This window comes from Paracraurococcus lichenis (assembly GCF_030657435.1).
GTDB lineage: Bacteria > Pseudomonadota > Alphaproteobacteria > Acetobacterales > Acetobacteraceae > Paracraurococcus > Paracraurococcus lichenis.
This window is the reverse complement of sequence record NZ_JAUTWS010000001.1, coordinates 200,367-226,960: the sequence shown is the minus strand read 5'-3', so window position 1 is coordinate 226,960 and position 26,594 is coordinate 200,367. Positions and strand designations below refer to the sequence as shown.

General features: G+C 72.9%; 23 protein-coding genes and 1 tRNA gene. 12 read left to right on the top strand and 12 right to left on the bottom strand.

The window, feature by feature from the left end; genetic code table 11:
- Window positions 1-2 precede the first annotated feature (2 nt).
- From Q7A36_RS01030 to Q7A36_RS01015, 4 genes are all read left to right on the top strand, one after another.
- Entirely contained in the window at window positions 3-533 is a 531-nt protein-coding gene (locus tag Q7A36_RS01030) for a DUF29 domain-containing protein (protein ID WP_305101775.1), read from the top strand.
- A 105-nt stretch (window positions 534-638) separates the two neighbouring features.
- The gene (locus Q7A36_RS01025) at window positions 639-1,871 is read left to right on the top strand and encodes an MFS transporter (RefSeq protein ID WP_305101774.1); all 1,233 of its coding nucleotides are present in this window, start codon (window positions 639-641) and stop codon (window positions 1,869-1,871) included.
- A 22-nt stretch (window positions 1,872-1,893) separates the two neighbouring features.
- Entirely contained in the window at window positions 1,894-2,541 is a 648-nt protein-coding gene (locus Q7A36_RS01020; protein ID WP_305101773.1) for a trimeric intracellular cation channel family protein, read from the top strand.
- 81 nt (window positions 2,542-2,622) lie between these two features.
- Window positions 2,623-3,375 carry an SDR family NAD(P)-dependent oxidoreductase gene (locus tag Q7A36_RS01015; RefSeq protein WP_305101772.1) on the top strand — a complete coding sequence of 251 codons (753 nt, stop codon included), beginning with the start codon at window positions 2,623-2,625 and terminating at the stop codon, window positions 3,373-3,375.
- Between the two features lie 135 nt (window positions 3,376-3,510).
- Here the strand turns inward: Q7A36_RS01015 and Q7A36_RS01010 are convergent, their stop codons facing one another.
- Entirely contained in the window at window positions 3,511-5,190 is a 1,680-nt protein-coding gene (locus tag Q7A36_RS01010) for a M3 family oligoendopeptidase (protein WP_305101771.1), read from the bottom strand.
- Window positions 5,191-5,388: 198 nt separating this feature from the next.
- Between Q7A36_RS01010 and Q7A36_RS01005 the strand changes: the two genes are divergently transcribed.
- Window positions 5,389-5,464 (top strand) — tRNA-Lys (locus tag Q7A36_RS01005).
- A gap of 18 nt (window positions 5,465-5,482) precedes the next feature.
- Here the strand turns inward: Q7A36_RS01005 and Q7A36_RS01000 are convergent.
- The 8 genes from Q7A36_RS01000 to Q7A36_RS00965 form a co-directional block, all read right to left on the bottom strand.
- The gene (locus tag Q7A36_RS01000) at window positions 5,483-5,926 is read right to left on the bottom strand and encodes a PaaI family thioesterase (RefSeq protein ID WP_305101770.1); all 444 of its coding nucleotides are present in this window, start codon (window positions 5,924-5,926) and stop codon (window positions 5,483-5,485) included.
- Window positions 5,927-5,990: 64 nt separating this feature from the next.
- Window positions 5,991-6,818 (bottom strand): SDR family NAD(P)-dependent oxidoreductase, encoded by an 828-nt coding sequence (locus tag Q7A36_RS00995; RefSeq protein ID WP_305101769.1) that lies wholly within the window; start codon window positions 6,816-6,818, stop codon window positions 5,991-5,993.
- 84 nt (window positions 6,819-6,902) lie between these two features.
- Window positions 6,903-7,682 (bottom strand): enoyl-CoA hydratase-related protein, encoded by a 780-nt coding sequence (locus Q7A36_RS00990; RefSeq protein ID WP_305101768.1) that lies wholly within the window; start codon window positions 7,680-7,682, stop codon window positions 6,903-6,905.
- Window positions 7,679-9,184, bottom strand: a complete 1,506-nt coding sequence (locus tag Q7A36_RS00985) for an acetyl-CoA acetyltransferase (protein ID WP_305101767.1) — start codon at window positions 9,182-9,184, stop codon at window positions 7,679-7,681. Before Q7A36_RS00985 ends, Q7A36_RS00990 begins: the two co-directional genes overlap by 4 nt.
- On the bottom strand, window positions 9,184-11,292 hold the full coding sequence (locus tag Q7A36_RS00980; RefSeq protein ID WP_305101766.1) for an acetate--CoA ligase family protein: 2,109 nt from the start codon (window positions 11,290-11,292) through the stop codon (window positions 9,184-9,186). The genes Q7A36_RS00985 and Q7A36_RS00980 overlap by 1 nt, the downstream gene beginning before the upstream one ends.
- Before the next feature lie 166 nt (window positions 11,293-11,458).
- On the bottom strand, window positions 11,459-12,595 hold the full coding sequence (locus Q7A36_RS00975; protein WP_305101765.1) for a methyltransferase domain-containing protein: 1,137 nt from the start codon (window positions 12,593-12,595) through the stop codon (window positions 11,459-11,461).
- Between the two features lie 18 nt (window positions 12,596-12,613).
- On the bottom strand, window positions 12,614-13,774 hold the full coding sequence (locus Q7A36_RS00970; RefSeq protein WP_305101764.1) for a glycosyltransferase family protein: 1,161 nt from the start codon (window positions 13,772-13,774) through the stop codon (window positions 12,614-12,616).
- A 10-nt stretch (window positions 13,775-13,784) separates the two neighbouring features.
- The gene (locus tag Q7A36_RS00965; protein WP_305101763.1) at window positions 13,785-16,067 is read right to left on the bottom strand and encodes a rhamnosyltransferase WsaF family glycosyltransferase; all 2,283 of its coding nucleotides are present in this window, start codon (window positions 16,065-16,067) and stop codon (window positions 13,785-13,787) included.
- Between the two features lie 762 nt (window positions 16,068-16,829).
- Between Q7A36_RS00965 and Q7A36_RS00960 the strand changes: the two genes are divergently transcribed.
- From Q7A36_RS00960 to Q7A36_RS00940, 5 genes are all read left to right on the top strand, one after another.
- Entirely contained in the window at window positions 16,830-18,872 is a 2,043-nt protein-coding gene (locus Q7A36_RS00960) for an NAD(+) synthase (protein WP_305101762.1), read from the top strand.
- Between the two features lie 54 nt (window positions 18,873-18,926).
- Window positions 18,927-19,532, top strand: a complete 606-nt coding sequence (locus tag Q7A36_RS00955; RefSeq protein WP_305101761.1) for a cysteine hydrolase family protein — start codon at window positions 18,927-18,929, stop codon at window positions 19,530-19,532.
- 173 nt (window positions 19,533-19,705) lie between these two features.
- Window positions 19,706-20,992 (top strand): cystathionine gamma-synthase family protein, encoded by a 1,287-nt coding sequence (locus Q7A36_RS00950; protein ID WP_305101760.1) that lies wholly within the window; start codon window positions 19,706-19,708, stop codon window positions 20,990-20,992.
- A 294-nt stretch (window positions 20,993-21,286) separates the two neighbouring features.
- On the top strand, window positions 21,287-21,499 hold the full coding sequence (locus Q7A36_RS00945) for a hypothetical protein (protein WP_305101759.1): 213 nt from the start codon (window positions 21,287-21,289) through the stop codon (window positions 21,497-21,499).
- A 91-nt stretch (window positions 21,500-21,590) separates the two neighbouring features.
- Window positions 21,591-22,754 (top strand): aminotransferase, encoded by a 1,164-nt coding sequence (locus tag Q7A36_RS00940; protein WP_305101758.1) that lies wholly within the window; start codon window positions 21,591-21,593, stop codon window positions 22,752-22,754.
- 100 nt (window positions 22,755-22,854) lie between these two features.
- On the opposite strand, the gene Q7A36_RS00935 is transcribed toward Q7A36_RS00940, so the two are convergent.
- Complete coding sequence (locus tag Q7A36_RS00935; RefSeq protein ID WP_305101757.1) at window positions 22,855-23,283, bottom strand: organic hydroperoxide resistance protein; 429 nt, start codon at window positions 23,281-23,283, stop codon at window positions 22,855-22,857.
- Window positions 23,284-23,512: 229 nt separating this feature from the next.
- On the opposite strand from Q7A36_RS00935, the gene Q7A36_RS00930 reads away from it, so the two are divergent.
- Both Q7A36_RS00930 and Q7A36_RS00925 read left to right on the top strand, forming a co-directional pair.
- Window positions 23,513-24,577, top strand: coding sequence for an NAD(P)H-dependent flavin oxidoreductase (locus tag Q7A36_RS00930; RefSeq protein WP_305101756.1), 1,065 nt, complete (start codon window positions 23,513-23,515; stop codon window positions 24,575-24,577).
- 114 nt (window positions 24,578-24,691) lie between these two features.
- The gene (locus Q7A36_RS00925; protein WP_305101755.1) at window positions 24,692-24,895 is read left to right on the top strand and encodes a hypothetical protein; all 204 of its coding nucleotides are present in this window, start codon (window positions 24,692-24,694) and stop codon (window positions 24,893-24,895) included.
- A 3-nt stretch (window positions 24,896-24,898) separates the two neighbouring features.
- Here the strand turns inward: Q7A36_RS00925 and Q7A36_RS00920 are convergent, their stop codons facing one another.
- Together Q7A36_RS00920 and Q7A36_RS00915 are read right to left on the bottom strand one after the other, a co-directional pair.
- A complete protein-coding gene (locus tag Q7A36_RS00920) occupies window positions 24,899-25,849 on the bottom strand; it encodes a Bug family tripartite tricarboxylate transporter substrate binding protein (protein ID WP_305101754.1) in 951 nt (316 codons plus the stop codon).
- On the bottom strand, window positions 25,846-26,502 hold the full coding sequence (locus tag Q7A36_RS00915; protein ID WP_305101753.1) for a polysaccharide deacetylase family protein: 657 nt from the start codon (window positions 26,500-26,502) through the stop codon (window positions 25,846-25,848). Before Q7A36_RS00915 ends, Q7A36_RS00920 begins: the two co-directional genes overlap by 4 nt.
- Window positions 26,503-26,594 lie beyond the last annotated feature (92 nt).

Below are 26,594 nucleotides of genomic sequence, written 5' to 3'. Positions count from 1 at the left end.
GCGTGGCAACCGCCGCCGGCACGCCCTATCCTGCCGCCATGTCCGAGGCCGCCGATCTCCACGAACATGACTTCTACGCCTGGACCCAGGCCCAGGCGGCGCTGCTGCGCGCCTGGCCGGAGGCGCTGCGGCCGAATGCGCTCGACATTGCCAACCTCGCCGAGGAGATCGACAGCTTGGGCCGGTCCGAGCGTGGCGCCATCGAGAGCCATATCGAACTCGTCGTCCTCCACCTGCTGAAGCTGCGCTGCCATCCGGACCAGGCCGCGCGGCGGGCCTGGCAGAAGGAGATCGCGGCGTTCAGGACCAGGCTGGCAAAGCTGCTCCGCGACAATCCCTCCCTGAGGGCCGCGCGCGCCGCGATCGCCGCCGGGATCTGGGCACCAGCCGCGCGGCAGTTCGGCGAGGAGCTCGTGATCGACGGTTTCGACGCCCGCGCGGCCCTGGCCTGGCTGCCCGACCCGTCCGAACCCTATTTCGACCTGGACCGCGAGGTCCTTGCCGACGGCTGGTACCCGCCGCCGCCCGCCTGATCCCCCTCCCCGGCCGCGCCCGGAACACATGAACCACGCGCGCATTGACCCTGGCGGCCCCGGGGCGCAGTTTGCCCGCTTCGCAATCCCGGAGACCCGCCCGGCATGCCGCCCGAGCAGTCCACCGGCCGCGACGCCCGCATCTGCGCGCTGATCGGCACCGGTCATTTCCTCTCGCATTTCTACATGCTCTGCCTCGCGCCGCTCTTCCTGACCTGGCGGCAGGAATTCGGCGTCTCCTACGCCACCCTCGGCCTCTCGGTCGCCCTGATGAGCGCGACCACCGCCGTCCTGCAGACGCCCGTCGGCTTCTGGGTGGACCGCTGGGGCGCCCGGCCCTTCCTGGTCGGCGGCACGCTGCTGATGGCGCTCTCCGTCTCCGCCATGGCCTTCGCGCCGAGCTTCTGGGTGATCCTGCCGCTCGCCGTGCTCTCGGGCATCGGCAACAGCGTCATCCACCCCGCCGACTACGCCATCATGGCGGGCTCGATCAGCAAGGGCTTCATGGGCCGCGCCTTCGCGCTGCACACTTTTACGGGTAACCTCGGCTTTGCGCTGGCGCCGCCGGTGATCGCCCTGCTGCTGACCCTGATGGACTGGCGGCATGCATTGCTGACCGTCGGCCTGCTCGGCGTGCCGGTGGTCGCCGCCATCCTGCTGCAGAGCCGGGTGCTGCACGACCAGTCCAAGCCGAAGCAGAAGGAAGCCGGGCCCGGCGGGCGGGAGCTGCTGCTGAGCCGGCCGATGCTGCTCTTCTTCGCCTTCTTCCTGCTGAGCTCCATGGCCGGCTCCGGCGTGCAGGCCTGGCTGGTGACGGTGCTCGGCAAGCTCTGGGGCACGCCGGTGCTGGCGGCCTCCACGGCGCTGACCGGCTACATGGTGGGCGCGACCGGCGGCACCCTCATCGGCGGCTGGATCGCGGACAAGAGCAAGCGCAACCTACTCGGCATGGTGACGGTGCTGACCATCGTCGCCATGGCGCTGCTGCTGGTCCTCGGCATGGTGCCGCTGCCGGAGGTCGCGCTGCCCATGGTCGCGCTGCTGGGCGGGCTTGCGCTCGGCACCTCCCGCACCCCGCGCGACGTCATGCTGAAGGATGCCTGCCCGCCGGGGCAGATCGGCAAGGTCTTCGGCTTCGTCTCCGCCGGCCTGCCGCTCGGCTCCGCCATAACGCCCGTGCCGCTCGGCTTCCTCATCGACATGGGCTATCCCTGGCTGGTGCTGCCGGTGGTCGCCGGCTTCCTCGGCCTCTCGCTGCTCTGCGCCGGCTCCGCCCGAGGGGCAGCGGACCGCTCGGCCAGGACGGCACGGGCGTCCCAGGCGGTGCCGGCCGAATAGCCCGGGCGCGGGGCGTCCGGGCGTGCTGGCGCTCGACGCCCTGCTGCGCTGGCTGGACATCGCCGGCATCGCGGTCTTCGCCGCCTCCGGCGCGCTGGTCGCCTCCCGCAAGCGGATGGATGCGGTGGGCTTCGTGCTGATCGCGGCCGTCACCGGCTTCGGCGGCGGCACGGTGCGGGACCTGCTGCTGGGCCGCACCCCGCCCTTCTGGCTGCGGGACCCGACCTGGCTGGCGGTCGCCAGCAGCGTCGCCATCCTGGTCTTCTTCACCGCCCACCGGGTCGAGAGCCGCTTCAAGGCGCTGCTCTGGGCCGATGCGGTCGGCCTCGCGCTCTACGCCGTGCTCGGGGCGGAGATCGCGCTGCTGGCGGGGGCGCGGCCCTGGGCGGCGGTGCTGCTCGGCGTCGTCACCGCCACCTTCGGCGGCGTCGCCCGCGACGTCATCTGCAACGAGGTCCCGCTGCTGCTGCGCAAGGAGATCTATGCGCTGGCGGCGCTGGCCGGCGCGGCGGCCTTCGTCGCGCTGCGGGTCAACGGCACCTGGCGGGACCCGGCGCTGCTGGCCGGCATGGCCGTCGCCTTCGCCATCCGTGCCGTGGCGATCGCCCGCGGCTGGTCCCTGCCCGCCTACAAGCCGCGGCCCGGACGGGACTATCCCGACCGGGAGTGAGCCGGACGGCCGCGGCGCGGCACGTTGCCTTCCCGCCGCCGCCCGGCGACCATCGCCGCGACGAAGGGTTGGGGGGAGAGGATGGCAGGCAGCCTGGATGGCAAGGTCGCGCTGGTGACCGGCGCGGGGAAGAATATCGGCCGCGCCATCGCGCTGCGCCTGGCGCGGGACGGGGCGACGGTGGTGGTGAACGGCCGCGCCGACCGCGCCGCAGTGGATGGCGTGGTGGCGGAGATCGCCGCCCTCGGCGGCCGCGCCATCGCCCGCATGGCCGATGTCGCGGATGCGGAGGCGGTCGCGCGCATGGCGGACTCGGTCGCGGCGGAACTCGGCGGGGTGGACATCGCCGTCTGCAATGCCGGGCTGCGGCGGCAGACGCCCTTCCTCGAGATGGGCTTCGCCGAGTGGCGCGAGATCCTCTCGGTCGCGCTCGACGGCGCCTTCCTGCTGGCGAGGGCCGTCGCGCCGCAGATGGTCGCGCGCGGCGGCGGGGCCGTCGTCGCACTGTCCGGCATCTCGACGCATCTCGGCACGCCGCAGCGCGCGCATGTCTCGGCCAGCAAGGCGGGGCTGGAGGGGCTGATGCGCGCCCTCGCGGTCGAGCTTGCGCCGCATGGCATCCGCTGCAACTGCGTCGCGCCCGGCACCATCGATACGCAGCGCGGCGCCTCGGCCGGTGCGCTGCCGCGGCAGCTCCTCGGCAGCGGCATCCCGCTGGCCCGGAAGGGCCAGCCGGAGGAGATCGCCGAGGTGGTGCGGCTGCTGGCCGGGCCGGAGGGCGGCTACGTCACCGGCCAGACGATCCACGTGAATGGCGGCGCCTTCCTCACCTGACCACGGCGCCTTGCATGTCGGGCGGGCCGCTCAGACCTCCGGGCCTTCCAGCCCTTCGGTCATCGGGCCGCATTGCATGTCGGGCGGGCCGATTCAGACCTCCGGGCCATCCGGCCCTTCGGTCATCGGGCCGCGTCAGTCGGCGAGCGCCGCCTCGGCCTCCTTCACCACCGCTTCCAGCGCGCCGGGCGCGAAGGGGCTGGCGAGGCCCGCCGAGGCGACGAGCTGCGTGAAGGGCATGGAGCCGCCGCGGCCGCAGAGCGCGACATAATCGGCCAGCGCGCCCTGCGGATCGCGCCGCGACCGCACCCAGAACTGCAGGGCGCAGCACAGGGCGAGGGTATAGTCGATGTAGTAGAAGGGCGAGCGGTAGATGTGCGGCTTGGCCTGCCAGCGCCCGCCCTTGGCCGGCCAGGCGAGGTCGCCGTAGTCGGTCCAGGGCATGTAGAGGCGTTCCAGCCGCTGCCAGATCGCGTGCCGCTCCGCCGGCGTCGCCTCGGGGTTGGCATAGACCTCGTGCTGGAAATGGTCGACGCAGACGCCATAAGGCAGGAAGGCGAGCGAGGTCTCGAGATGCATGCGGCGGAAGCGCTCCGCCGCCGCCTCGCCGACCAGCAGGCCAATCTGCGGATGGGTCAGGAATTCCAGCGACATGGAGTGGATCTCGGCCGCCTCCATGGTCGGCCAGAGCAGGTCGATGCCGGGCAGGCCGCGGCTTTCCCAGTTCTGGAAGGCATGCCCCATCTCATGCGTGAAGACGCCGATGTCGTTGTGGGTGCCGTTGAAATTGGCGAAGATGAAGGGCGCGCCGACGCTCGGGAAGCTGGTGCAGAAGCCGCCGCCGGACTTGCCCGGCCGGTTCTTCAGGTCGGTGAAGCCGCCCTCCTCCAGCAGCCGCCAGAAGCTGCCGAGGCGCGGGTCCATCCGGTCGAACATGGTGCGCGCCGCGGCGCAGAGCGTATCGTGGTCGCCGACGGGCTTCGGGTTGCCGAGCGGGTCGACCAGCGCCTCGTCCCAGAAGCGCAACCTGTCCCAGCCCTGGCGCTGCCGCCGCCGCTCCAGCAGGCGCGCGACCAGCGGCACGACATGCGCCAGGACCTCCGCGCGGTAGCGGGCGACATCCTCGGGCCCGTAATCGGTGCGGCGCATGCGGCGGTAGCCGAGCGGCGTGTAGCTCTCATAGCCCAGCTTGCGCGCCATGCCGTGCCGCAGCCGGACGAGCTCGTCGTAGAGGCCGTCGAGCTCGGCGCCGTTCGCCGCGAAGAAGGCCCAGCGCTGCGCCTCCGCCTCGTGCCGCGTCGCGCGGTCCGGGTCCTCGGCGAAGGGCGCGAGGCCGGAGAGGTTCACCTCCTGCCCCTTCACCCGCAGCTTCGCCCCGGCGAGCAGCGCGGTGTAGCGCGCGCCGAGGCGGCTCTCCTCCTCGAGGTCGGCGGCGATCGCCGGCTCGAAGGTGGTGACGTCCATCTCCCACAGCCGCACGGTGAAGCCGCCGACCGCGGCCTCCAGCGCCGCGCGGTCTGACCAGGCGAGCAGGCGGCGCTTCAGCGCGGTCTCGTGCTCCGCCGCGACCGGCGCCAGGGCATCGGCGTATTCGCGGGCGGCGCCGGCGGCCGCGTCCGTCGTGTCCTGCGCGAAGCGGAGATGCACCAGCGCCGACCAACTGTCATGGACGCGCCGCTGGCCGTCCCAGGCGGCGAGCGCGGCGGGAAGGTCGCCGGCATCGAGCAGCGCATCCACCGCCGCGCGATCCGTGGCCAGGCTCTCCCGCGTCGGCTGAGGAAAGGCGAGCGAAGCGAAATTCGGGACGGCGGTCATGCGCTGGGCCTGCCGTTGCCGCTCGTGCTGGTCATGCGGTGGTGCTCCCCTGCTCGGCCCAGCTTCTCTGGCGCCCCGGCGGGCGGGCGGCAAGCACCGTGACGAAAAGCGGCATTTAGGGGGTGGACAAAGCGGCGACGGGCGCTAAAACGCGCCTCCCGGACGCGGCGGCAACCTCAGGCGGCCACCGTGGACAGGGGGCGCATAGCTCAGTTGGTAGAGCAGCTGACTCTTAATCAGCGGGTCCAAGGTTCGAGTCCTTGTGCGCCCACCACCCTGTCCCGTTTAGGTCCTACTTTCTCTCCTGCATGGCGAAGACGGCGCTGACCCGCGCCACCGGTTTCCCATCCGCCAGCATGCTGCCCTCGGCGAAGGCCATGCTGCGGCCGAGGCGCGTCACCCGCGCCTGCACCTCCAGCCAGCATCCCTCCCGCGGCCGGCCCAGGTAGTCGACCGAGAGCGTCACCGTCGCCAGCGCGGCGCGCGGCAGCCCGGCCTTCTCCCGCGCGACAGCAACCGCATGCACCAGCGCCAGGTCGGCGAGGGTCGCAATGAAGCCGCCATGCGCGCCGCCCATGGAATTGCTGTGCCGGTGCGCGACCCGCACGCCGAGCGCGGTGTGGTCCTCCGCCCGGCGCGACCAGAACGGCCCCAACTCGCGGGCATAGGGGCCGCCATGGGTCGCGGGCACGAAACCCTCCGGCACGTCGGCGGAGGGCGGGAGAGGCTGGTCCATGCATCGATCCGTTGCTGCGTCGCGGCACCCTCCCCCGCCCGCCGCCGCAGGTCCAGGGGCGCCGCTACGGCCGCCCGCCGCTGACCACCAGGGTCTGCCCCGTCACGTAGTTCGATTCCGGGATGCAGAAGAGGAAGACGGACCCCGCCGCCTCCTCCGGCCGTCCGCCGCGGCCGAGCGGGATCAGCTTCTCCGCGGTCTGCAGCACCTCCGGCCGCACGCCGACCGGGATCTCCCGCCCCGAGATGTCGATGGTCGCGCCCCCATGCGCCGGCGCCTCGGTCAGCCGCGTCATGATCAGGCCGAAGGCGACGGCATTCACGTTGACCTTGTAGCGCCCCCATTCCTTCGCCATGGCGCGCGTCAGGCCCTGGATGCCCGCCTTGGCGGTGGAGTAGTTCGCCTGGCCGGCATTGCCGAAGACGCCGGAGGTGGAGGAGATGTTCACCACCTTGCGGAAGACCTCGCGGCCCTCCTCCTGCTCCCGCCGTGCCGCTTCGCGGATGAAGCGCGACGCCGCGCGCATGATGCGGAAGGGCGCCGTCAGGTGGACGTCGAGGATGGCGTGCCACTGCTCGTCCGTCATCTTCTGGATGACGTTGTCCCAGGTATAGCCGGCATTGTTGACGATGATGTCGAGCCCGCCCCAGGTGTCGATGCCGGCCTGCACGAAGCGCTCCGCGAAGCCCTCCTTCGTCACGTCGCCGTTGCAGGCGATAGCCTCGGCACCCAGCGCCTTGATCTCGGCCACCGTCTCCGCGCCCGGGCCGTCATCGAGGTCGTTGACCACGACGCGCGCGCCCTCGGACGCGAGCTTGAGCGCGATCTGCCGCCCGATGCCGCGACCCGAACCCGAAACCAGGGCGACCTTGCCGTCCAGCTTGCCTGCCATTCCACCGTCTCCAGCATCCCGGGGAAGGCGCTGCCTTCCCCGGACCCCAACCGCCAAGGGCTCAAGGCCCTTGGATCCCATGAGTCAGCGACCGGTCCAGCGCGGCGCGCGCTTCTCGACGAAGGCGCGCGGGCCCTCCTTGAAGTCCTCGGTCGCGCGCACGCGCCCGCTCGCCTCGCCGCTCAGCCGGCAGAGCTCGGCCTCCGGCAGGTCGGCGGCGCGGCGGGCCACGCCCAGGCTCTCCCGCACCGCGACCGGCGCATTGGCACAGACGCGGCGGGCGAGGTCGAGCGCGGTCGGCACGACCTGCTCCGCCGGCACCGCCGCATTCACCAGCCCGAACTGCGCGGCGCGCGCGGCCGGGATCGGCTCGCCGGTCGCGATCATCTGCAGCGCGATAGCCTTGGGCAGCGCGCGCGGCAGGCGGAACACGCCGCCCGCGCCCGCGACCAGGCTGCGCTTCACTTCCGGCAGGCCGAGATTGGCCGTCTCCGCCGCGACCGCCAGGTCGCAGGCCAGCAGCAGCTCGAGCCCGCCCGCCAGCGCATGGCCCTGCGCCGCGGCGATCCAGAGCTTCGTGCGCGGCGCCCGGACGAAGCCGCCGAAGCCGCCCTTCTCCGTCGCCAGCGCGCGGCTGTTGCCGGCCGAGACCTCCTTCAGGTCGGCGCCGGCGCAGAAGGCATGTGGCCCGGCGCCGGTCAGCACCGCGGCCCAGAGGTCCGGGTCCGCCTCCACCCGCTCCACCGCCGCCTCCAGCCCCACGGCGACGGCGCCGTTGACGGCGTTGCGCGCCTCCGGCCGGTTGATGGTGACGAGGGCGATGTGGGGTTCCACCACCTCGAAGAGGACGGCATCGGTCGTCATGCGGGGCTCCAGTCCTGCAGTCCATCCGCGGCGCGGCGCAGCACGCCCGGCATGCCGATGGGCGTGCGGTCGGGGCGCTTCAGCAGTGCGATCGTCCCGGCCTCCGTCCCCGGCACGCGGCCGAGCGTGCGACGGCCGTCCGCGGTGCGCAGGATGACCACGCCATGGTGCGGTGCGCCGTCTCGGTCGTGCAGGACGGTGAAGGTCTCGACGGTCGCGGCCCCCTCCGCCGCCTCGGCGAACTCCGGCACCGGGCCGCGGCGGCCATCCGCCTCGGCCTGCACGCTGTAGTCCTGCGGCAGGCGCCAGGACGCTGGCGGCCGGCTGGCCAGGACCACGGCATGATGCTTGGTCACGAACTCGCCCTGGCCATAGAGCAGCGCGGCGCTGCCCGGCTTCTCCCGCAGCGCCCGCGTCATCGCCGCCGCCGCATGCGTCATGTAGTTGTTGAGCGGCGCGCCGAAGAAGGTCAGGCCGCCGGTCGTGGTCGGCGCCATGCCGCGCGGCAGGCCGAGCCGCCGCGCCGCCATCTTCGGCACGCAGGGGAAGCAGGAATAGAGCTCGCAGGTCTCGAACGCCGCGCCCTCGTCCTCCGCGATCCGGGCGCAGGCATCCAGCACGGCGTTCTGCGCGTGGCTCTCGTGGTAGTGGTCGCGGTTGAGGTAGTCGCGCGGCTCCACCGCCGCGGCGCCGCCCCAGAGATGCACCATCCGCTCCTCCGGCACACCGGCGGCGCGGGCGCGCGCCAGGCTCGTCAGCAGGATGGCGCCGCCCTGGTTCACCATGGGATTGGCGACCTGCAGCTTGGTATAGGGGTAGGCGATCGGGCGGTTGGCAGGGCCGGGCGTGCCGATCTCGTCAGGCGAATACTCGCGCTTCAGCCAGGCCGCCGGATTGCGCGCCGCGACGGCGGAGAAGCGCGACCACAGCGCCGCCGATTCCGCCTGCCCCTCCGCCGGCGTCTGGCCGAGGAAGGCCTCCACCGCATTCTCGTAGAAGGGATAGACCGAGACGGGGTCGGCGACGCCGAGCCGCACCGAGAGCGGATGCAGGAAGTCGCGCCCGCGCGTGCGCGTCCAGTTCGGGTCGGGCGGCGTCCAGGGCAGCGTCACGCCCTGCTTCTGCGCCTGCGCCACGGCATGCGTCGCCTCGGCGCCGACCACCGCCGCGACCGCGCTCTCGCCGCGGGCGATGCGGTTGGCGGCCTCGTGCAGGTGCCGCACCGGGCTCTCGCCGCCGACCGGGCCATAGACCAGCCGGCGCGGCCGGAAGCCCAGGAAGCCCGCCAGCGCCGATGGCAGGTCGCCATAGGGCCAGGAGACGGAGTTGACGATGTCGAGGCTGTCGAGTGCCGGCAGCAGGTCGGGCGCGCCGGCATCCTCGGCGGCGCGCTGCAGCGCCTCGGCCATCAGCGCCGCGGGCTCATGCGCCTGCAGCAGGTCGGCGGGGCGCTCCGTGACCTCGCCGGCACCGATGATGACGGGGATGCGGTCGGCCTCCATCAGCCCTCCTCCTCGAACAGCGCGAGCGCGTCCAGCGCCTCGGCGCCCTCCGCCGTCGCGCGCAGCGGGTTCACCTCCAGCGAGGCGAGCGCGGGGCCGAGCGCCAGCGCGGCGTCGCCGATGCGCGCGACGGCCTCCGCGGCCGCCTGCCGGTCGATCCCCGGCATGCCGCGGTAGCCGTCCAGCAGCTTCGCGCCGCGCAATTCGGAGAACATCTCCAGCACCTCGGCGGGTGCGACCGGCAGCAGGCGGATGGCAGTGTCGCGCAGCGCCTCCACCCAGATGCCGCCCAATCCGACCGCGATGGCCGGTCCCCAGAGCGGGTCGCGCAGCACGCCGACGAAGAGCTCGACGCCCTCCTGCGCCCGCATGGGCGCGACCAGCACGCCGTCGATCGTCGCCTGCGGCTTCGCCAGGCGCACCGCGCTCATGATGCGCTCGAAGCCGGCGGCAACCGCTTCCTCCCCCGAGAGGTTCAGCAGCACGCCGCCGATATCGGATTTATGGGCGATGTCGGGCGAGGCGATCTTCAGCACCGCAGGCCCGCGCAGCTCCCGCGCCGCGGTCACCGCCTCCTCGGCGCTGCGGGCCAGGCGCATCGGCACGACAGGGACGCCGCGGGACTCGAGATAATCGAGCGTCGCATGCTCGCTGCGCGGTCGCTCCGTCGCCGGCGCGGGCGGCGCGGCGCGCGCGGGCAGGCCGCGCTCCTGCCGCTCCGCCCAGGCGACGGCGCGGCCGAGGGCGCCGAGGCCATGCAGCACGCCGCTGCCGAGATAGGCGATCCCCGTCTCCTCCAGCAGCGCCCGGCCGGCCTCCGTTACCGGCCGCGCCATGACGCTCAGCATGACCGCGGGCTTGCCGGCGGCGCGGAAGCCCTCGCCGATCTGGCGGACGATGGTGCCGCGATAGCCCGCGATCTCCTCCGGCGTGTCGGGCACGTCCATGAAGCAGGCGACCAGCCCCACCGCGGGATCGGCGGCGAAGGCGGGCAGGCTGCGGGCGAAGAGCGCGGGGTCGAGCATGGCGCCGCCGGTCACGTCCAGCGGGTTGTTGGCGGTGCCGAAGGCGGGGAGGATGTCTTTGAGGGCTGTCTTCGTCCCCTCCGCCAGCCGCGGCACGGCGATGCCGTTGGCCTCCGCATGGTCGGCCGCCATTTCGCAGATGCCGCCGGAGATGGAGACGAGGCCGAGCCGCCGGTCGCGGAGATGCCCGACCTTGGCCAGCAGCCCGGCGGTGAAGACCAGGTCCTCGATGCAGGAGACGCGGAGGATGCCGAGTTGCCGGCACACCGCCTCGAACACCCGGTCGTCGCCGACGAGCGATCCGGTATGCGCCTCGGCCGCGCGGGCCGCCGTCTCGCTGGCGCCGATCTTGATCGCGACGATCGGCTTGTCGGCTGCCAGCGCCCGCCGCGCCGCCTCGGCCAGCAGCGGCGCGTCGTGCACGGTCTCGAGGAACAGGCCGATGACCTTGGTTGCGGGGTCATCGACCAGGAAGTCCACCACGCGGGCGACGTTCACGTCGGCCTCGTTGCCGGTGGAGACCTGGTAGGAGAGGCCGATGCCCTGCCGCTGCGCGAAGGCGGCGAGGAACCCCGCCGTCGCGCCGCTCTGCGAGACGATGCCGATGGCGCCGCCCGGGATGACCGGCAGGGGCGGCTGGGTGGTCCAGATCGGCACCCGGTCGGCATAGTTGATGAAGCCGAGGCAGTTGGGGCCGAGCAGCGTCACGCCCTCCGCCCGCGCCGCGGCCAGCAGCGCCTCCTGCTTGCGCGCGCCCGCCTCGCCGATCTCGGCGAAGCCGGAGGTGAGCACCACGGCATTGCGGATGCCGGCGGCATTGAGGTCGGCGAAGGCCTCGGCAATGGCGCCTTCCGGCACCATCAGCAGGGCGGCGTCCACCGGCTCGCCGATGGCGGCGCAGGAGGCCGCGGCGGGCAGGCCGTGCACCAGGCCGCCCTTGCGGCTGACGGGATGGACGCGCCCGGTGAAGCCCAGCCGCTCGAAATTGGCGAAGGCGGCGGTGGACCAGATGGAACGGTCGGTCGCGCCCACCAGCGCGACCGAGCGGGCACGGAACAGGCTGGCGAGGGTGGCGGCGCTCATCGGCGCGCCCCGGCCCAGCAGGCGGCTCGGTCCATGGACGTCCTCCGTATTGCGCGGGATTCCCCGCGTCATGGGACCGGCACCGCGCCCGGTGGCCGGCCCTGATCACCGGGCCAGCCAAGCGCGATCCGGGGCGGATGTCCATGCGGGGCGGGCCAGGCCCGCCTCAGCCGCGGCCGCGCAGCCGGGCGATGGCGCGGCGCACCGGCAGCATGGCCGCCATGGCGGCGCCGACCGGGCGGAGTTCCTCCAGCGCGCCGCGCATCGGCGCCAGCGCCGCCCGCGTCGCCTCGATCTCGGCGGCGATGCGGGCGGCCTGGCTGTCCTGCACCTGCCGCGCCGCTTCGATCTCGGCGGCGATGCGGGTGGCCTGGCTGTCCTGCGCCTGCCGCAGCGCCGCCTCCAGTGCGCCGAACCGCGCCTCGGCCCAGGGCGGCGGCTCATGGCCGAGCAGCCGGTCGGCCTGGTCGCGCAGTTCCAGCACGAGGCGCTTCAGCAGTTCCAGCCGCCGCGCCTCCCGCGCCCCGGCATTGGCGAAGCTCTCCCGCCCCCGCACCAGGCGCACCAGGAACTCCACCGCGGGCTGCGGCTCCAGCCACTCGACGCGCCAGTCCGTCAGGCCGAGGGCGCCGAACTCCAGCACCGCCAGCTCGAAGCTCGCCGGGGTGAATTGCCAGCCATGGCAGTCGGTATAGTCCTTCGCGGCTTCCGCGCCCTCCATCTCCGCCATCGCCTGGTCCAGCCGGTGCTCCAGCCGCAGGCCGGTGAGCTGCCGCGCGCTCCAGCCGGCCTGGCCGGCATCGGTGGCGCTATAGGCGACATGGTCGAACATGGCGGCGGGCGTGTGCAGGCGGCGGCCGGCCCGATGCGCCGCCAGGAACTGCCCGGTGGTGGAGGGTGGGCGGAAGAAGTCGAAGCAGAAACGCTTGTCCGGCACGGCCAGCAGCAGGGCGCCGCGCCCGGGGTCCAGCAACGTCTCGGCCGAGCGCAGGAAGCCGAGGAAGTCCGGGAGATGCTCGATCACGTGGCAGGCGATCAGCGCGGCGAAGCGGCCATGCAGCTCCTCCGGCACCGCCTCCGGCAAGGAGCCGCCTGTCCAGACCACGTCCACCGGCTCGATGCGCGCGGTGTCGACCGCGCCGCCCGCATATTTCGTGACGAGGTCCTGCTGGCTCGCATGATCGACGATGGTGACGCGCCAGCCCTCGGCTTTCGGCGCCACGGGGTTGAAGCTGGGACCGATCTCGATCAGCTCGTCATCGCGGCCGAGCCCGGCCAGCAGCCGCGTGTTGCGATGCGACATCCGCTTGCCTTCCCCGGCTCAGCCGCCGAAGACCGCGGCCATGATCGCCTTCGCCTGGCGCGCCGGCGCGTAGCGTTCCTCGGCCGCGGCGATCGCCGCCTCGCCCATGCGCGGGTAGTCGGGCAGCGCCTCGATCGCCTCCAGCAGCACCTCCTCCCAGCGATGCGCCGGGGCGATCCAGCCGGTCTCGCCTTCCGTGACGGCACGCTTCAGGGTGAAGCCGGGCGAGGCGACGCTAAGGGTGCCGACGATCCCGGCCTCGAAGACCTTCAGCTCGGACTTGCAGTTGGTGAAGGTATTATCCTGCAGCGGCACCAGGTTCAGCTCCACCTCGCCGATCAGGCGCTGCAGGTTCAGGAAGTCCTGCAGCGGGAAGCGGTCGATCCGGTCGGCCATGCCGGCGAGCCGGCCGCGCGGCTCGAGGAAGCCGACGATCCGCAGCACCAGCCGCCGGTCGCGCTGCAGCAGCTCGGCCAGCGTGTCGGCGATGATGGCGAAGTCCCGGTTGTGGGAGGGGGTTCCGGAGAAGTAGCCGAGATGGATGCGCCCGTCCCGCCGCCAGCCTGAGGCACGCTTGCGCTCCACGATCCGGGCCGAGGCGTCGAGCTGCAGGCCGTTCAGGAAATTCGGCACGATCCAGGTCGGCAGGCCCGAGAAATCGGTCACCCGCTGCGCCAGGTATTCGTTGGTCAATATGGCGCCGTCGCAGAGCCGGAGGGTTTCCCCGATCCGCGCCATGACGCCGAACCAGAAGTCGAGATCGTTCTCGGCCGTGTTCGAGTCGAGCGTGTCCATCACCATATGGGTGAAGCGCGTGTCGAAGATGAGGTCGTCCACGTCGAACAGCACGCGCCGGCCGCGGGACTTCGCCATCGCGATCAGCCGCCCGATGGCCGGCGTGTAGCGCACGCGGCAGATGACGATGGTATCGGCCCGGTCGATGATGTGGTCGGCATAGGCCAGGTCCTCCCCGCTGAACCAGGCGGCGCCGACGGAGGGCTCGGCGAGGCCCAGGGCCTCGATCATGTTGAAGCAGCGGTAGCGGAAGGTGCTGGTGTCCGGCCGCTCGTAGAAATAGGCCACGCGCGGCGCGCCGGTCGCCAGGGCAGCCAGCCGCGAGGCCAGGCTCTGCGCCCAGGGGTCGCTGTAGCGGAAGGGGCCCGGGCCGTTCGGGAACATCGCTCGGTGCTCAGGCGGTGAGGTGGTCGAGAACGGGGGCGAAGGCGGCCTCCCAGTCGCGGTCGATGCGCGCGGCCTTGAAGTTCGCCTCGCGCTGCGGCTCGTCACGCGCCAGCCTCGCCGCTTCGCCGAGCGCCGCGACCAGCGCCTCGACGGAGGACTCGGCGCAGAGGATGTTGCGGCAGTACTGGTCGAGCGTGACCTTCGGCCCGAAGCGGTTGGTCACCACCACCGCGCCGCTCGCCGCGAGGTCGAGCGGCGGGTAGCTCGGATGCGGGGTGAACATGAGGGAGAGGCCGACATCGATGCTGCGGATCAGGGCGGCATAGGAGGCCCAGGGCAGGTTCTGCGACACCTCCGGCTCGATGCCGCCGGGCAGCAGGATGCGCGGCACGTCCTTGCCGACAAAGTGGTAGCTCCACTCGCGTGCCGGCAGCACGCCCTGCTCGATGGCCGCCGAGACCGCCTCCAGCCCGCGCAGGAAGAGGTTCCGGTCGTTGTTCGGCCTGGCATAGAAGAAGAAGCGGCGCTTCTCGCGCGCCGGCTGGCGCTCCCGGTGGTAGATCCTCTCGGGGAAGGCCGGCTCGAAGGCCACGCTGTCATGCGCGACGCCGCGCACGCCCTCGGCGATGAGGTGGTCGCGCAGCGCGGCGGTATTGACGATGAAGCGGACGCGGGTGTCGTCCAGCACCTCGCGGCAGCGCAATTGCTCGTCGCCCGCGGGATAGAACATCCGCTCATCCTCCTGCAGCAGGTAGAGGATGCGGTCTGGCCGCACGGCGCGCAATGCCGCCCAGGTGCTCCACCAGGAGGTGGTCAGCACCAGGTCTTCCGCCCCCATCGGGACGCCGCGGCCATTGCCGCCATGCAGGAACTCGACATTGGCGTCGTGGCGGATGCCGTGCGCGGCCAGCACCGTGCCGAAATTGCGCGGCTCCGGCGCCTCGGTGCGGGTGACGACGCGCAGCGGCACCGCCATCCGCCGCGCCAGCAGCGCCGCCAGCACGACGGCGGTGCCGACGCCGCCGAAGAGGTGCCCGGCATTGATGCTGTCCGTCACCAGGGTCAGGCGGCGCGGCGCGGCGGTCTCGGGGAAGGTGACCATGGGCGCGGGCAGCTTTGCCGCGACATAGGCGAGCGCATCGGGTGCCGCGGCAGCGGTGCCGGGCAGCAGGGCCTCCAGCAGCGGGACCGCCGGCGCCGGCAGGGCGCCCGCGACGGGCGCGGCGCGGCCGAGCGCATGCTTCAGGCGGGCGACATAGGCCGGCTCCCGTCGCGCCAGGCCGATGGCGATGCGCATCGGCCTGGTGATCCGCCAGGAGGTGGAGCGGAGCATCGCATCCTGCAGCGCCCTGGCATGCCGCATCTCGCCCTGCATGGCATCGCGTTCCGACCGCAGCGCGGCGCATTCGGCGGCGAACCGGTCGCGCTCCGCGGCGGCGCGGTCGGCCCGGCCGCGCGCCTCGTCGCGCTCCGCCAGGGCGGCCCCGCGATCGGCGAAGGCGGTCTCCTCGGCCTCCGCCCAGCGCGCCTGCAGGGCCCGCAATTGCAGGCGGTCGCGCACGGCCGCGCCGCGCGCGGCGAAGAAGCGACGGATGGCGAAGGCGTCCTCCGCCTCGGCGCTGGCCGCGAAGAGGCGCCGCAGCGGCTCCGGCAGCGCCGTGCCGAGCCCGAGCACGCCAAGGCCCTGGCCGTGCAGGAATTCGAAATGCGGATGCGCGGCGCGCAATTCGCGCCACAGCCGCCAGACGCCGAAGCGGCGCTCCCGCAGGTTGGTGTCGTCGAACAGGACGACGCCGCGGTCGGACAGGGCGTCGCGCCAGGTGCGGAAGGCTGCGGCCGCGCCCTCCTCGTCCCGCAGGCCGCCGAGATGCAGGAGGTCGAGTTCGCCCGGCTCGAACTGCGCCCGCGCCTCCTCCGGCGCAAGCTGGATCAGGGTGGAGAAGCCGTGGCCGCCCGGCCCCGGCGCATCCGGGCGGGGCGCCGCGTCGCGCAACCGGCCGGTCGCATCGCCGCCCCGGCCGAGCGCGTAGCAGCGGGTCGGCAGGCCGAGACGTTCCACGGCCTGGCAGAACACCGCATAGGGGATGCCGGCCGGCGCCCCGAGCTCGAGGATGCTGCGCGGCCGCAGCGCGCGGACCAGCCAGAAGGCGAAGGGAAGGTGCTCATGCCAGACGGCCGGCGGCTGCGGATCGGGCATCCAGTCCACTTCGGGACCGATCGCGAGACCCCGCAGGGCCAGGTCCATCCGGTGTTGGTCGGAGGCGTCGACCGGCGGCAGCGTCATGTCCATTGCGATGTCTCCGCCAGGCGGGTCGTCGGGCACAGGGGATGCCGGATCGGGGCGGCGCGTTTCACCCGCGGGGGCAGGCCCGACTGGCCAGCCTGGCCTTGCGCCGCGGAAGACTTGCACCGTGCAAGAATGGCCTCCCGCCGGCACGCGTGCTGTTCGGAAGTCCTGGACGCCAAGTCGAGCCCATCTATGACCGCCTGGACCGCCGTCCCGGGCGCTTCCTGATCTCACAACATCTTGAGCACATTACCCGACCGGCACCGTCCTCGGCACGTTCTCTAGTCGGGCCGGCGGCGATGTGTCCAGGTATTGCCGATCAGCAAGTCGCGTAACTCACGCCAGTATTACATTGGAGGCGCGCATCGATTGCGGCGATACGTGACCGGGACGCCAAGGCGATGCGGTGTGCTCGCGATCGCGCCGGGTGCGGCTTTACCGCTTCGCAGGATCGTGCGAGGTTCCGCGCGCCTGTTCGCGCGGACGAAAAAAAAGGCGGCACCGGAGGTGCCGCCGAGTTTAGGGAGGAAACGTCCAAGAAAGGCAGCATGCGGCGAACCGCCTTGCTGCGACGCACAAATTAGGGCGTCCGGGTGAAAGTGCAAGGAAATTATCGGCCCCTCCCCGCCTTTCCTGGTCGGGGGGTGCGCCGGCGCACAGGAGACACCAGCGGATCCCTGAATCGCGGGTGGGAGGACCCTGTCCCCGGGCCGACCGCTCCCATCCTCATATCGCCCTCCCAGCAACTCCAGGATCGGGCCCCCGATGCGCTTCGAGTCCCTCTACCGCCACGGCTTCGCCCGCATCGCCGCCTGCACCATCCGCACGGCGCTCGCGGACCCGGCGGCGAATGCCGCCGAGATCCTCCGGGTCGCGCATGAGTGCGACGCCCGGGGCGCCGCGGTGGCGGCCTTCCCGGAACTCGCCCTCTCCGGCTACTCGATCGAGGACCTGCTGCTGCAGGATGCGCTGCTCGACGCGGTGGAGTCGGCGACGGCGACCCTCTTCGACGCCTCCCGCGCCTTGCGGCCGGTGCTGGTCGTGGGCGCGCCGCTGCGGCATGCCGGGCGGGTCTACAACACCGCCCTGGTGATCCATCGGGGCCGGCTGCTCGGCGTGGTGCCGAAGACCTACCTGCCGACCTACCGCGAGTTCTACGAGAAGCGCCAGGTCGCGCCCGGCGACTCGATCCCGCCCGGCGAGATCCGCTTCGCCGGCGAGCAGGCGCCCTGGGGCGCCAACCTGCTCTTCGCGGCGGAGGACCTGCCCGGCCTCGTGATCCATACCGAGATCTGCGAGGATTTCTGGGTGCCGATCCCGCCGAGTTCGGCCGCGGCGCTGGCCGGCGCGACGGTGCTGCTCAACATCAGCGGCAGCCCGATCACCATCGGCAAGGCCGAGACGCGGCGGATGCTCTGCCAGTCGCAATCCGCCCGCTGCCTCGCCGCCTATGTCTACACTGCCGCCGGCGCCGGCGAATCCACCACCGAGGTCTCCTGGGACGGCCAGGCGGAGATCTGGGAGAACGGCGCCCTGCTGGCCGAGACCGGGCGCTTCCCGCGCGGTGCCCAGATGGCGGTCGCCGACGTGGACCTCGACCTGCTGCGGCAGGAGCGCATGCGGCAGGGCACCTTCGACGACAACCGCCGCAACACGCCGGCCGCCCAGGCCATGCGCCATGTGCCCTTCCGGCTGGAGCCGCCGGATGCCGATCTCGGCCTGCTCCGCCCGCTCGAGCGCTTCCCCTTCGTGCCGGCCAACCCCGAGCGGCTCGCGCAGGACTGCTACGAGGCCTACAACATCCAGGTCGCCGGCCTGACCCAGCGGCTGGAGGCGGCGCGGATCAGGCGCATCGTCATCGGCGTCTCGGGCGGCCTCGATTCGACCCAGGCGCTGATCGTCGCCGCCAAGGCGATGGACCTGCTGGGCAAGCCGCGCACCGATATCGTCGCCTATACCATGCCGGGCTTCGGCACCTCGGAAGGCACCAAGGGCAATGCCCATCGGCTGATGGCCGCCCTCGGCGTCACCGCGCATGAGCTGGATATCCGCCCGGCCGCCCGGCAGATGCTGGCCGATCTCGGCCACCCCTTCTCCCGCGGCGAGCCGGTCTACGACATCACCTTCGAGAACGTGCAGGCCGGGCTGCGCACGGACTACCTGTTCCGCGCCGCCAATTCCGTCGACGGCATCGTGCTCGGCACCGGGGACCTCTCGGAGCTCGCGCTCGGCTGGTGCACCTATGGCGTCGGCGACCAGATGTCGCACTACAACGTCAATGCCGGCGTGCCGAAGACGCTGATCCAGCACCTGATCCGCTGGGTGATCCATTCGGGCCAGTTCTCGGACGAGGTGGGCGAGGTGCTGGAGTCGATCCTCGCCACCGAGATCTCGCCGGAGCTGATCCCGGCGACCGAGGGCCAGGAGATCCAGAGCACCGAGGCCAAGGTCGGCCCCTATGCGCTGCAGGACTTCCACCTCTACTACACGCTCCGCTACGGCTTCCGCCCATCCAAGATCGCCTTCCTCTGCTGGCGGGCCTGGGGCGATGCGGCGCGCGGCACCTGGCCGCCGCATTTCCCCGCGGAGAAGCGCGGCGCCTTCCCGCTGAAGGACATCCGGCACTGGCTGGAGGTCTTCCTGCAGCGCTTCTTCGGCTTCAGCCAGTTCAAGCGCAGCGCCATGCCGAACGGCCCGAAGGTCGCCGCCGGCGGCTCGCTCTCCCCGCGCGGCGACTGGCGCGCGCCGTCCGACGGCAATGCCCGCGCCTGGCTGGAGGAGCTGCGGCGGAACGTGCCGGAGGGCTGAGCATCCCGCGCCGCGCTCGGCCGTTGCCCCGGGAAGACCAGGGGAGCGGCCGGGATGGCGGGACAGGGTTTGCAGAATGGTGGGCTGACGGAGAGCTGCGTCCATCTCTGCGTCGACATGCAGAACCTGTTCTGCCGGACGGACTGGCACACGCCCTGGTTGGAACGGGTGCTGCCGGTGGTCGAGCGCATCGCCAGCGCCTGGCCGCAGCGCACCATCTTCACCCGCTTCATCCCGGCCGAGCGCCCCGGCCAGGGCGAGGGCACCTGGCGCCGCTACTGGGAGCGCTGGTCGAGCATGACGCTGGAGGCGCTGCCGCCGGAGGCGATCGAGCTCCTGCCGCCGCTGCGACGGCTGGTGCCGCCGGCGGAGCTGCTGGACAAGACGGTCTACAGCCCCTGGGTCGGCACCGACCTGCAGGAGAGGCTGCAGCGGCGGCGCATCGACACGCTGGTGGTCAGCGGCGCCGAGACGGATGTCTGCGTGCTCGCCGCCGTGCTCGGCGCGGTCGATCGCGGCTACCGCGTGGTGGTGCCGACGGATGCGCTCTGCTCCTCCTCCGACACCACGCATGACGCGCTGCTGACGCTGTATCGGGAACGCTACGGCCAGCAGGTGGAGACGGCGACGGCGGCGGAGATCCTGGAGGCCTGGCGCTGATGTCATGACGCCGTGACGCCGGCGGGACCGGTGCGTTGGGCATGCTCATGCCGGACGGCATGATGATCCGTCGGCGCGCAGCCGCCAGACCGGCCCTGCGCGCCTGATGCCCGGCGGCGGACACCGGGAGGTCCGCGGCCGGGCGTCGCAGCGCAGGCATCCGGAGACGCGCCATGGCGAAGGACCGCAGCCACCACACCACCATCGGGAACCACCGGCTGAGCCCGGAGACGCTGATGCTCGGCTATGGCTACGACCCCGCCCTGTCGGAGGGCTCGGTGAAGCCGCCGGTCTTCCTGACCTCCACCTTCGTCTTCCGCTCGGCCGAGGAGGGCCGCGACTATTTCGACGTGGTCGCCGGGCGGAAGGAGGCGCCAGAGGGCGGCGCCGGCCTCGTCTATTCCCGATTCAACCACCCGAACAGCGAGATCGTGGAGGACCGGCTCTCGCTCTGGGACGGGGCGGAGACGGCGCTGCTCTTCAGCAGCGGCATGGCGGCCATCGCCACGACGATCATGGCGCATGCCCGCCCGGGCGACGCCATCCTCCACAGCCAGCCGCTCTATGGCGGGACGGAGACGCTGCTGGCGAAGACCTTCCGCGATTTCGGCATCGCCGCGGAGGGCTTCCACGATGGCAGCAATCCGGAGGCGATCGAGGCCGCGGCGCAGCGCGCTATGGACAAGGGAAGGGTCAGCCTGGTGCTGGTGGAGACGCCCTCCAATCCACTGAACACGCTGGTGGACCTCGCCGCCGTGCGCGCCGCCGCCGACCGGATAGGGCAGGTGCAGGGCCACCGTCCCTTCATCGCCTGCGACAACACCATGCTGGGGCCGGTCTTCCAGCAGCCGCTGCGGCATGGCGTCGATGTCGTGCTCTACTCGCTCACCAAATATGTGGGCGGGCACAGCGACCTGGTCGCCGGGGCCGCGGTCGGCAGCCGGGCGCAGCTCCGCGCCATCCGGCTGCTGCGGGGCGCCATCGGCACGCAGCTCGACCCGCACTCCTGCTGGATGCTGGGGCGGTCGCTGGAGACGCTCTCGCTCCGCATGCGCGCGGCGGCCCGCAACGCCGAACTGGTGGCGGAGTTCCTCGAGCGCCATCCGCGCATCGCCACGGTCCATGCCCTGAACCACCTGCCGGAGGGCGGCCCGGCGCGGCGGGTCTATGAGGCGCAGTGCAGCGGCCCCGGCTCGACCTTCAGCATCGCGCTCGCGGGCGGCCAGGCGGAGGCCTTCCGCGTGCTGAACGCGCTGCGGATCTTCAAGCTGGCGGTCAGCCTGGGCGGCACGGAGAGCCTGGCGAGCCACCCGGCCTCCACCACCCATTCCGGCGTGCCGGAAGAGGTCCGGGCGCGGATCGGCGTGACGGACGGGCTGATCCGCCTCTCGATCGGGATCGAGAACCCGGACGACCTGATCGCCGACCTCGCCCAGGCGCTGGGCAGCCTGGACGCGTGAGGCCGGGGGCCGCCGCCGGCGGCCCGGCGACGCCGACGCGATGCCCCGGTGTCCCTGCCGCGGGCGCTGCCGGGGAGGGGACCCGGCGGGCGCGGCGCGATGCCCCGTGCCGTCAGCAAGGTGTGCCGCGACACAGCCCGCGGCTGCTCCCCTGGCCTATGCCATGTCCCGCCCGCATCCCGTGGGCGCTGCGGCACTGCCGCGGTTCACTGTAACACTTTTGATTTTCACATTTTCGTGTTGACGCGACGCACGCAAAGTTTATTGTATACTCATTCCAGTCGAGGTTGCGCGATGTCCGCGACGCTTTCTCCCGCCCCTGGCATTTCCATCCCGTCGCGGGCTCGCAACTCCCTCCCCGCCACGCTGCGGCGCAGCGTGGCGGGGCTGGTGGCCTGGGCCGGCCCAAAGGGCTATCGGCCGGAGCGCCACTACATGCGCGGCGGCAATACCGAGGGCTCCCGCAGCCTGGCCGCCGCCCGGGCCCGCATCGCCACCCAGCGCTGAGGCCGGTGCGCGCCGGCCGCATCGGTCGGCCTCCCGGGCAGAGCTCCGGAGCGCCTGGACGGCGCCCGCCGGGGGTGGAAGGGTCCGGCGCATGCCCGCCCTGTCACCCCGCCTGCATGCCACCGAGTCGCCCCCCATCCCCGCCGCCCGCGCCTGGGCGGCCCGCTATGCCGGCGGGGCCGGGCCGGCCATCGACCTGACCCAGGCGGTGCCGGGCTATCCGCCGCATCCGGACCTTCTGGCGAAGCTGGCCGAGGCCGGCGGCAGCCGGGCCGCCGCGGGCTATGGCCCGATCGACGGCGACCCGGCGCTGCGGGAGGCGCTCGCGGCCGAGGCCGCCGCCTTCTACGGCGCGCCGATCACGGCAGCGGATGTGGCGATCACGGCAGGCTGCAACCTCGCCTTCTCCATGGCCATGGCGGTGATCGCCGGCGGCGGGCCCGGCGGCGTCATCCTGCCGACGCCCTGGTACTTCAACCACCGCATGGCGCTGGAGATGCAGGGCATCCCGGCCATCCCCCTGCCCTGCCGCGCCGAGGACGGCTTCGTCCCCGATCCCGCGCGGCTGGAGCCACTGCTGGCCGCGGGTGCGCGCGCGCTGGTGCTGGTCACGCCGAACAACCCGACCGGCGCGGTCTACTCGCCCGCGGTGATCGAGGCCTGCGCCGCGCTCTGCCGCCGGCACGGCGCCTGGCTGGTGCTGGACGAGACCTATCGCGACTTCCTGCCGGCGGCGCCCACCCCGCCGCATGCCCTGTTCCGCAATCCCGGCTGGCGGGACGGCCTCGTGCATCTCTACAGCTTCTCCAAGGCCTATTGCGTGCCCGGGCACCGGGTCGGCGCCATCCTGTCCGGCCCGGCCTTCCGGGCGGAACTGATGAAGGCGCTGGACACCTGGCAGATCTGCGCGCCGCGGCCGGCCCAGGCGGCGCTGGCCTGGGCGGTGCCGGCGCTGGCGGCCTGGCGCGCGGCGAACCGTGACCTGATGGCGGAGCGCGCCGCGACGTTCCGCGAGGCGGTGGCGCAATTGCCGGGCTGGCGGCTCGACGCGCTCGGCGCCTATTTCGCCTATCTCCGCGTGCCCGAGGATGGACCGGGGGCGCTGGCGGTCGCGGAGCGGCTGGCGGCGGAGCGCGGGCTGCTCGGCCTGCCCGGTCCCTTCTTCGGGCCGGGGCAGGAACGCCACCTGCGCCTCGCCTTCGCCAATGCGGGGGCGGAGGCCATCGCCCAGGTGCCCGGCCGCCTCGCCGGCTGAGGCCCGACCGGCGCGCCTGGCTGCGTCGAGCGCCCCCGGAGCACCGGACCTGGTCGCCGCCGGGGGCGCGGCCTGCGCCCCCGACGTGATGGCGCGCCGTTCAGGCCACGTGCAGCCGCACCGGCACGTTGTTCCGCGTGGCATTGGAATAGGGGCAGACCTGGTGCGCCTTCTCGACCAGGGCCTCCGCCTCGGCCTTCGGCACGCCCGGCAGGGCGATGTCGAGCTGCACGTCGATCCCGAAGCCGCCCTCGCTGCGCGGCCCGATGCCGACCGTCGCCGTCACCGTCGTGTCGTTCGGCACCTTTGCCGTGCCGCCCTGGGAAGCCACGAATTTCATGGCGCCGAGGAAGCAGGCGGCATAGCCGGCAGCGAAGAGCTGCTCCGGGTTGTTGCCCGGCCCGCCGCCCCCGCCGAGTTCCTTCGGGGTCGCGAGCTTCACGTCCAGGCTGCCATCCTTCGTCGTGGCGCGGCCGTCCCGGCCGCCATTCGCCGTGGCGCTGGTGGTGTATTTCACGTCGACCGGCATGGCGCTCTCCCTCCGTGCTTCGGGCCCTGAGCGTCCCGTGCCCCAAGGTTTCGTATGTCTAAGTCGCAACACAAGCCCCGGGGGATGACGGGCAGCGCGCCACCGGCGCGGACGGGGTCACGCCGTCGCGACACACCGATGGCCGCATGACGGCCCCGCGCCCGCGGCGGCTTCGCACCCGTTGCCGACCGGCGCAGCATCCCGGCCTCGCCATCCCAGGAGATTCCCGATGACCGCCCGCAGCCGCGCCCAGGCCTTCTGCGACCGCTTCGGCCTCCGCGCCCCGATCCTCCAGGCGCCCATGGCCGGCGCCAATCCGCCGGCGCTGGCCGCCGCCGTCGCCTCGGCCGGCGGGTTGGGCGGCTTCGGCGCGCTGATGTCCTCGCCGGCGCAGATGCGCGACTGGGCCGCGCAATTCCGCAGCGCCAGCAACGGCGCCTTCCAAATCAACCTCTGGGCGCCGGAGCCCGAGCCGCTGCGCGACCCGGCGCATGAGGCCCGGGTGCGCGAGGCCCTCTCCCGCCTCTCCGGCATCGAGGTGCCGGAAGCCGGGCCGGGCCCCTTCCTGCAGGACTTCGGCGCGCAATGCGACGCGCTGCTCGAGGCCGCGCCGGCCGTCGCCTCCTCCATCATGGGCCTCTTCCCACCCGAGATGGTCGCGCGGCTGAAGGCGCGCGGCATCGCCTGGTTCTGCAACGCGACCACGGTGGCGGAGGCGCGCGCGGCCGAGGCGGCCGGCGCCGATGCGGTGGTCGCCCAGGGCGCCGAGGCCGGCGGGCATCGCGGCAGCTTCGAGAATGCCGCGGCCGAGCGCAGCCAGGTCGGCCTTTTCGCGCTGCTGCCGCAGATGGCCGATGCGGTGCGCATCCCGGTCATCGCCGCCGGCGGCGTCATGGACGGGCGGGGGATCGCGGCGGCGCTCATCCTCGGCGCCAGCGCGGTGCAGATGGGGACCGCCTTCCTGCGCAGCCCGGAGGCCGCCATCCACCCGGCCTGGGCGGCCGAGATCGCCCGCACGGCGCCGGAGGACACGGTGCTGACCCGCGGCTTCTCCGGCCGCCTCGCGCGCGGCATCCGCAACCAGGTGACGGAGCTCTTCGCCGGCGGGCTGCCGCCCGCCCCCTATCCCGTGCAGCGCGTGCTCATGGCGAAGGTCCGCGCGGCGGCGGAGGCGGCGAACGAGATCGGCCGCATGCAGGCCTGGGCCGGCCAGGGCGCGGCGCTGGCGAAGGCCGAGCCGGCCGGCGAGATCCTCCGGCGACTCTGGGCCGAGGCGGAGGCCCTGCTCTTCTGACCCGGCTGGGGCGCAACGGTCGCCTGACAAGGGGATGACATTGTCGCGCAGCCGACGAACGATGACGCCACGGGCTGGTTCCTCCGGCGACGAGCAAATTGGAGGCGAACCGTCATGATGTCGTCGGAGGATCGTCGCCATGAGGACAATGGACAGGGCCGGGTCAAGGACCCGGAGCATGACGGCCGGCTGAAGGCGAACCGCGACCGTGGCGTCTCCCTGGGCACCACCGCCCGGCGGGAGGACAGCGAGCCGACCGGCAAGGGCCGGGTGAAGGACCCCAGCCGCGACCGGCGGCTGAAGCAGAATCGCCTATAGCCGTCAGTCCGCGGTGATGTTGGCGGCCTGCGCCACCTCGCGCTGCCGGGCCAGTTCGGTCCGCGTGTGGTCGGCCAGCCAGTCCGGCGTGCCGCCCATCACCTCCAGCCCCTGGCGCGCAAGCTCGGCGCGGGTCTCCGCCTGGGCGAGGCTGTCGTTCACCAGCCGGTTCAGCCGCGCCAGGACCGGCCCGGGCGTGCCGGCCGGGGCATAGAGCGCCCACCAGCCCTCGACCACCGCATCCGCCAGCCCGCCCTCCGCCAGGGTCGGCACCGCGGGGAAGAGCGCATGGCGGCTCTCCCCGGTCACTGCCAGCGGCAGGATGGCGCCGGACTGGATATGCGGCAGGAACCCGAGGGGGTGGTAGACCATGGCGTCCAGCGTGCCGTTCAGCAGGTCGGCGATCGCGCGCGACCCGTCGCGATAGGGCACATGGGTCAGCGCCACGCCGCTGCGGAGCGCGATCAGCGCCGTGGTGAGATGGCCGGTGGTGCCCGTCCCGGCCGTGCCGACCGAGAGAGGCTGCCGCCGCGCCAGGGCCAGGAACTCCGACAGGCTCCTGACGCCGAGCTGCGGCCGAACGCCGAGGATCACCGAGGTCCGGGCATAGGCCGCGACCGGCGCGAAATCCCGCAGCGGGTCGTAGGGGATGGCCCGCATGATGACCGGGTTGGTCGCCATGGTGCCGCTGGTGCCGAAGAGCAGCGTATTGCCGTCCGGCGCCGCCTGCGCGACCGCGAGGGTGCCGACCGTGCCGCCGGCGCCCGCCCTGTTGTCCGGCACCACCGGCTGGCCGAGACCTTGCGCGAGGGCGCTGCCGCAGAGCCGGGCCAGGATGTCGGTGGTGGTGCCGGCGGCGAAGGGCACGACCAGCCGGATCGGGCGGTCGGGCCAGGCGGCGGCGCGGGCAACCAGGGGCAGCGCTGCGGCGGCGAGGAGAGCCCTGCGCCTCATGGCGCGGCATCCGGCGAGACGCAGGCCTCGAGCCCCGGCAGCGCGACCCCACGGCGCATCGGCACGCAGGCCTCCGGCGGCTCGGCGAGGAAGACGGCGCCGCGGTCCTGCAGCGTGCCGAGCACCCGGTCGAGATGCCGCATGGCGCCGTTGGGCAGGTCGTGCAGCACCATCAGCACCGGCGCCGTCGCCTCGGCATGCATCGCCAGGGCGCGGTCCGGCCAGCCCTCGGGATCCTCGAAGTCGCGCGGGATGGCGTTCCAGAGCACCACCGTATGGCTGCCCGCCTGCAGGCGCCGCGCGGCGGAGGCGTTCAGCAGATGCGGCCCGAGCGTCCCGCCGCCGCCATTGGGGCGGAACAGGCGCTCCGGCGCCTGCAGCCCGGCGAGCAGCGCCTCGCAGGCCTCGATCTCGGCGACGGCCTCGGTGCCGCCGCGGCGGCCGAGCGGCGTGCCATGCGTCAGGGTATGGTTGCCGACCGGATGCCCCTCGGCCCGCGCCCGGGCGGCGAGGGCATGCCGCGCCGGGTCGCGCAGCTTCTCCCCGACGACGAAGAACATCGCCGGGATGCGGCGGCGCGCCAGGGTCTCGAGGACGCCGGGGGTGACCTCCGGCTCCGGTCCATTGTCGAAGGTGAGGCAGATCGGCTGCATGGCGGCAGCCTGCCAGCCTGCCCCGCGGCGTCAACCGTGGTGCGCCGGCAGCGCCCCGCACAGTCCGCGCTGCCGATCACGCCTGCGTTCGC

Coding starts and splice junctions, on each gene's coding strand:
- Q7A36_RS00915 (WP_305101753.1), bottom strand. CDS start 26,502: ATGCAGCCGATCTGCCTCACCTTCGACAATGGACCGGAGCCGGAGGTC.
- Q7A36_RS00940 (WP_305101758.1), top strand. CDS start 21,591: ATGCCCGCCCTGTCACCCCGCCTGCATGCCACCGAGTCGCCCCCCATC.
- Q7A36_RS00975 (WP_305101765.1), bottom strand. CDS start 12,595: ATGTCGCATCGCAACACGCGGCTGCTGGCCGGGCTCGGCCGCGATGAC.
- Q7A36_RS00995 (WP_305101769.1), bottom strand. CDS start 6,818: ATGGCAGGCAAGCTGGACGGCAAGGTCGCCCTGGTTTCGGGTTCGGGT.
- Q7A36_RS00950 (WP_305101760.1), top strand. CDS start 19,706: ATGGCGAAGGACCGCAGCCACCACACCACCATCGGGAACCACCGGCTG.
- Q7A36_RS00980 (WP_305101766.1), bottom strand. CDS start 11,292: ATGAGCGCCGCCACCCTCGCCAGCCTGTTCCGTGCCCGCTCGGTCGCG.
- Q7A36_RS00970 (WP_305101764.1), bottom strand. CDS start 13,774: ATGTTCCCGAACGGCCCGGGCCCCTTCCGCTACAGCGACCCCTGGGCG.
- Q7A36_RS00925 (WP_305101755.1), top strand. CDS start 24,692: ATGATGTCGTCGGAGGATCGTCGCCATGAGGACAATGGACAGGGCCGG.
- Q7A36_RS00930 (WP_305101756.1), top strand. CDS start 23,513: ATGACCGCCCGCAGCCGCGCCCAGGCCTTCTGCGACCGCTTCGGCCTC.
- Q7A36_RS00955 (WP_305101761.1), top strand. CDS start 18,927: ATGGCGGGACAGGGTTTGCAGAATGGTGGGCTGACGGAGAGCTGCGTC.
- Q7A36_RS00990 (WP_305101768.1), bottom strand. CDS start 7,682: ATGACGACCGATGCCGTCCTCTTCGAGGTGGTGGAACCCCACATCGCC.
- Q7A36_RS01015 (WP_305101772.1), top strand. CDS start 2,623: ATGGCAGGCAGCCTGGATGGCAAGGTCGCGCTGGTGACCGGCGCGGGG.
- Q7A36_RS01000 (WP_305101770.1), bottom strand. CDS start 5,926: ATGGACCAGCCTCTCCCGCCCTCCGCCGACGTGCCGGAGGGTTTCGTG.
- Q7A36_RS00935 (WP_305101757.1), bottom strand. CDS start 23,283: ATGCCGGTCGACGTGAAATACACCACCAGCGCCACGGCGAATGGCGGC.
- Q7A36_RS00960 (WP_305101762.1), top strand. CDS start 16,830: ATGCGCTTCGAGTCCCTCTACCGCCACGGCTTCGCCCGCATCGCCGCC.
- Q7A36_RS01025 (WP_305101774.1), top strand. CDS start 639: ATGCCGCCCGAGCAGTCCACCGGCCGCGACGCCCGCATCTGCGCGCTG.
- Q7A36_RS01010 (WP_305101771.1), bottom strand. CDS start 5,190: ATGACCGCCGTCCCGAATTTCGCTTCGCTCGCCTTTCCTCAGCCGACG.
- Q7A36_RS00965 (WP_305101763.1), bottom strand. CDS start 16,067: ATGGACATGACGCTGCCGCCGGTCGACGCCTCCGACCAACACCGGATG.
- Q7A36_RS00985 (WP_305101767.1), bottom strand. CDS start 9,184: ATGGAGGCCGACCGCATCCCCGTCATCATCGGTGCCGGCGAGGTCACG.
- Q7A36_RS00920 (WP_305101754.1), bottom strand. CDS start 25,849: ATGAGGCGCAGGGCTCTCCTCGCCGCCGCAGCGCTGCCCCTGGTTGCC.
- Q7A36_RS00945 (WP_305101759.1), top strand. CDS start 21,287: ATGTCCGCGACGCTTTCTCCCGCCCCTGGCATTTCCATCCCGTCGCGG.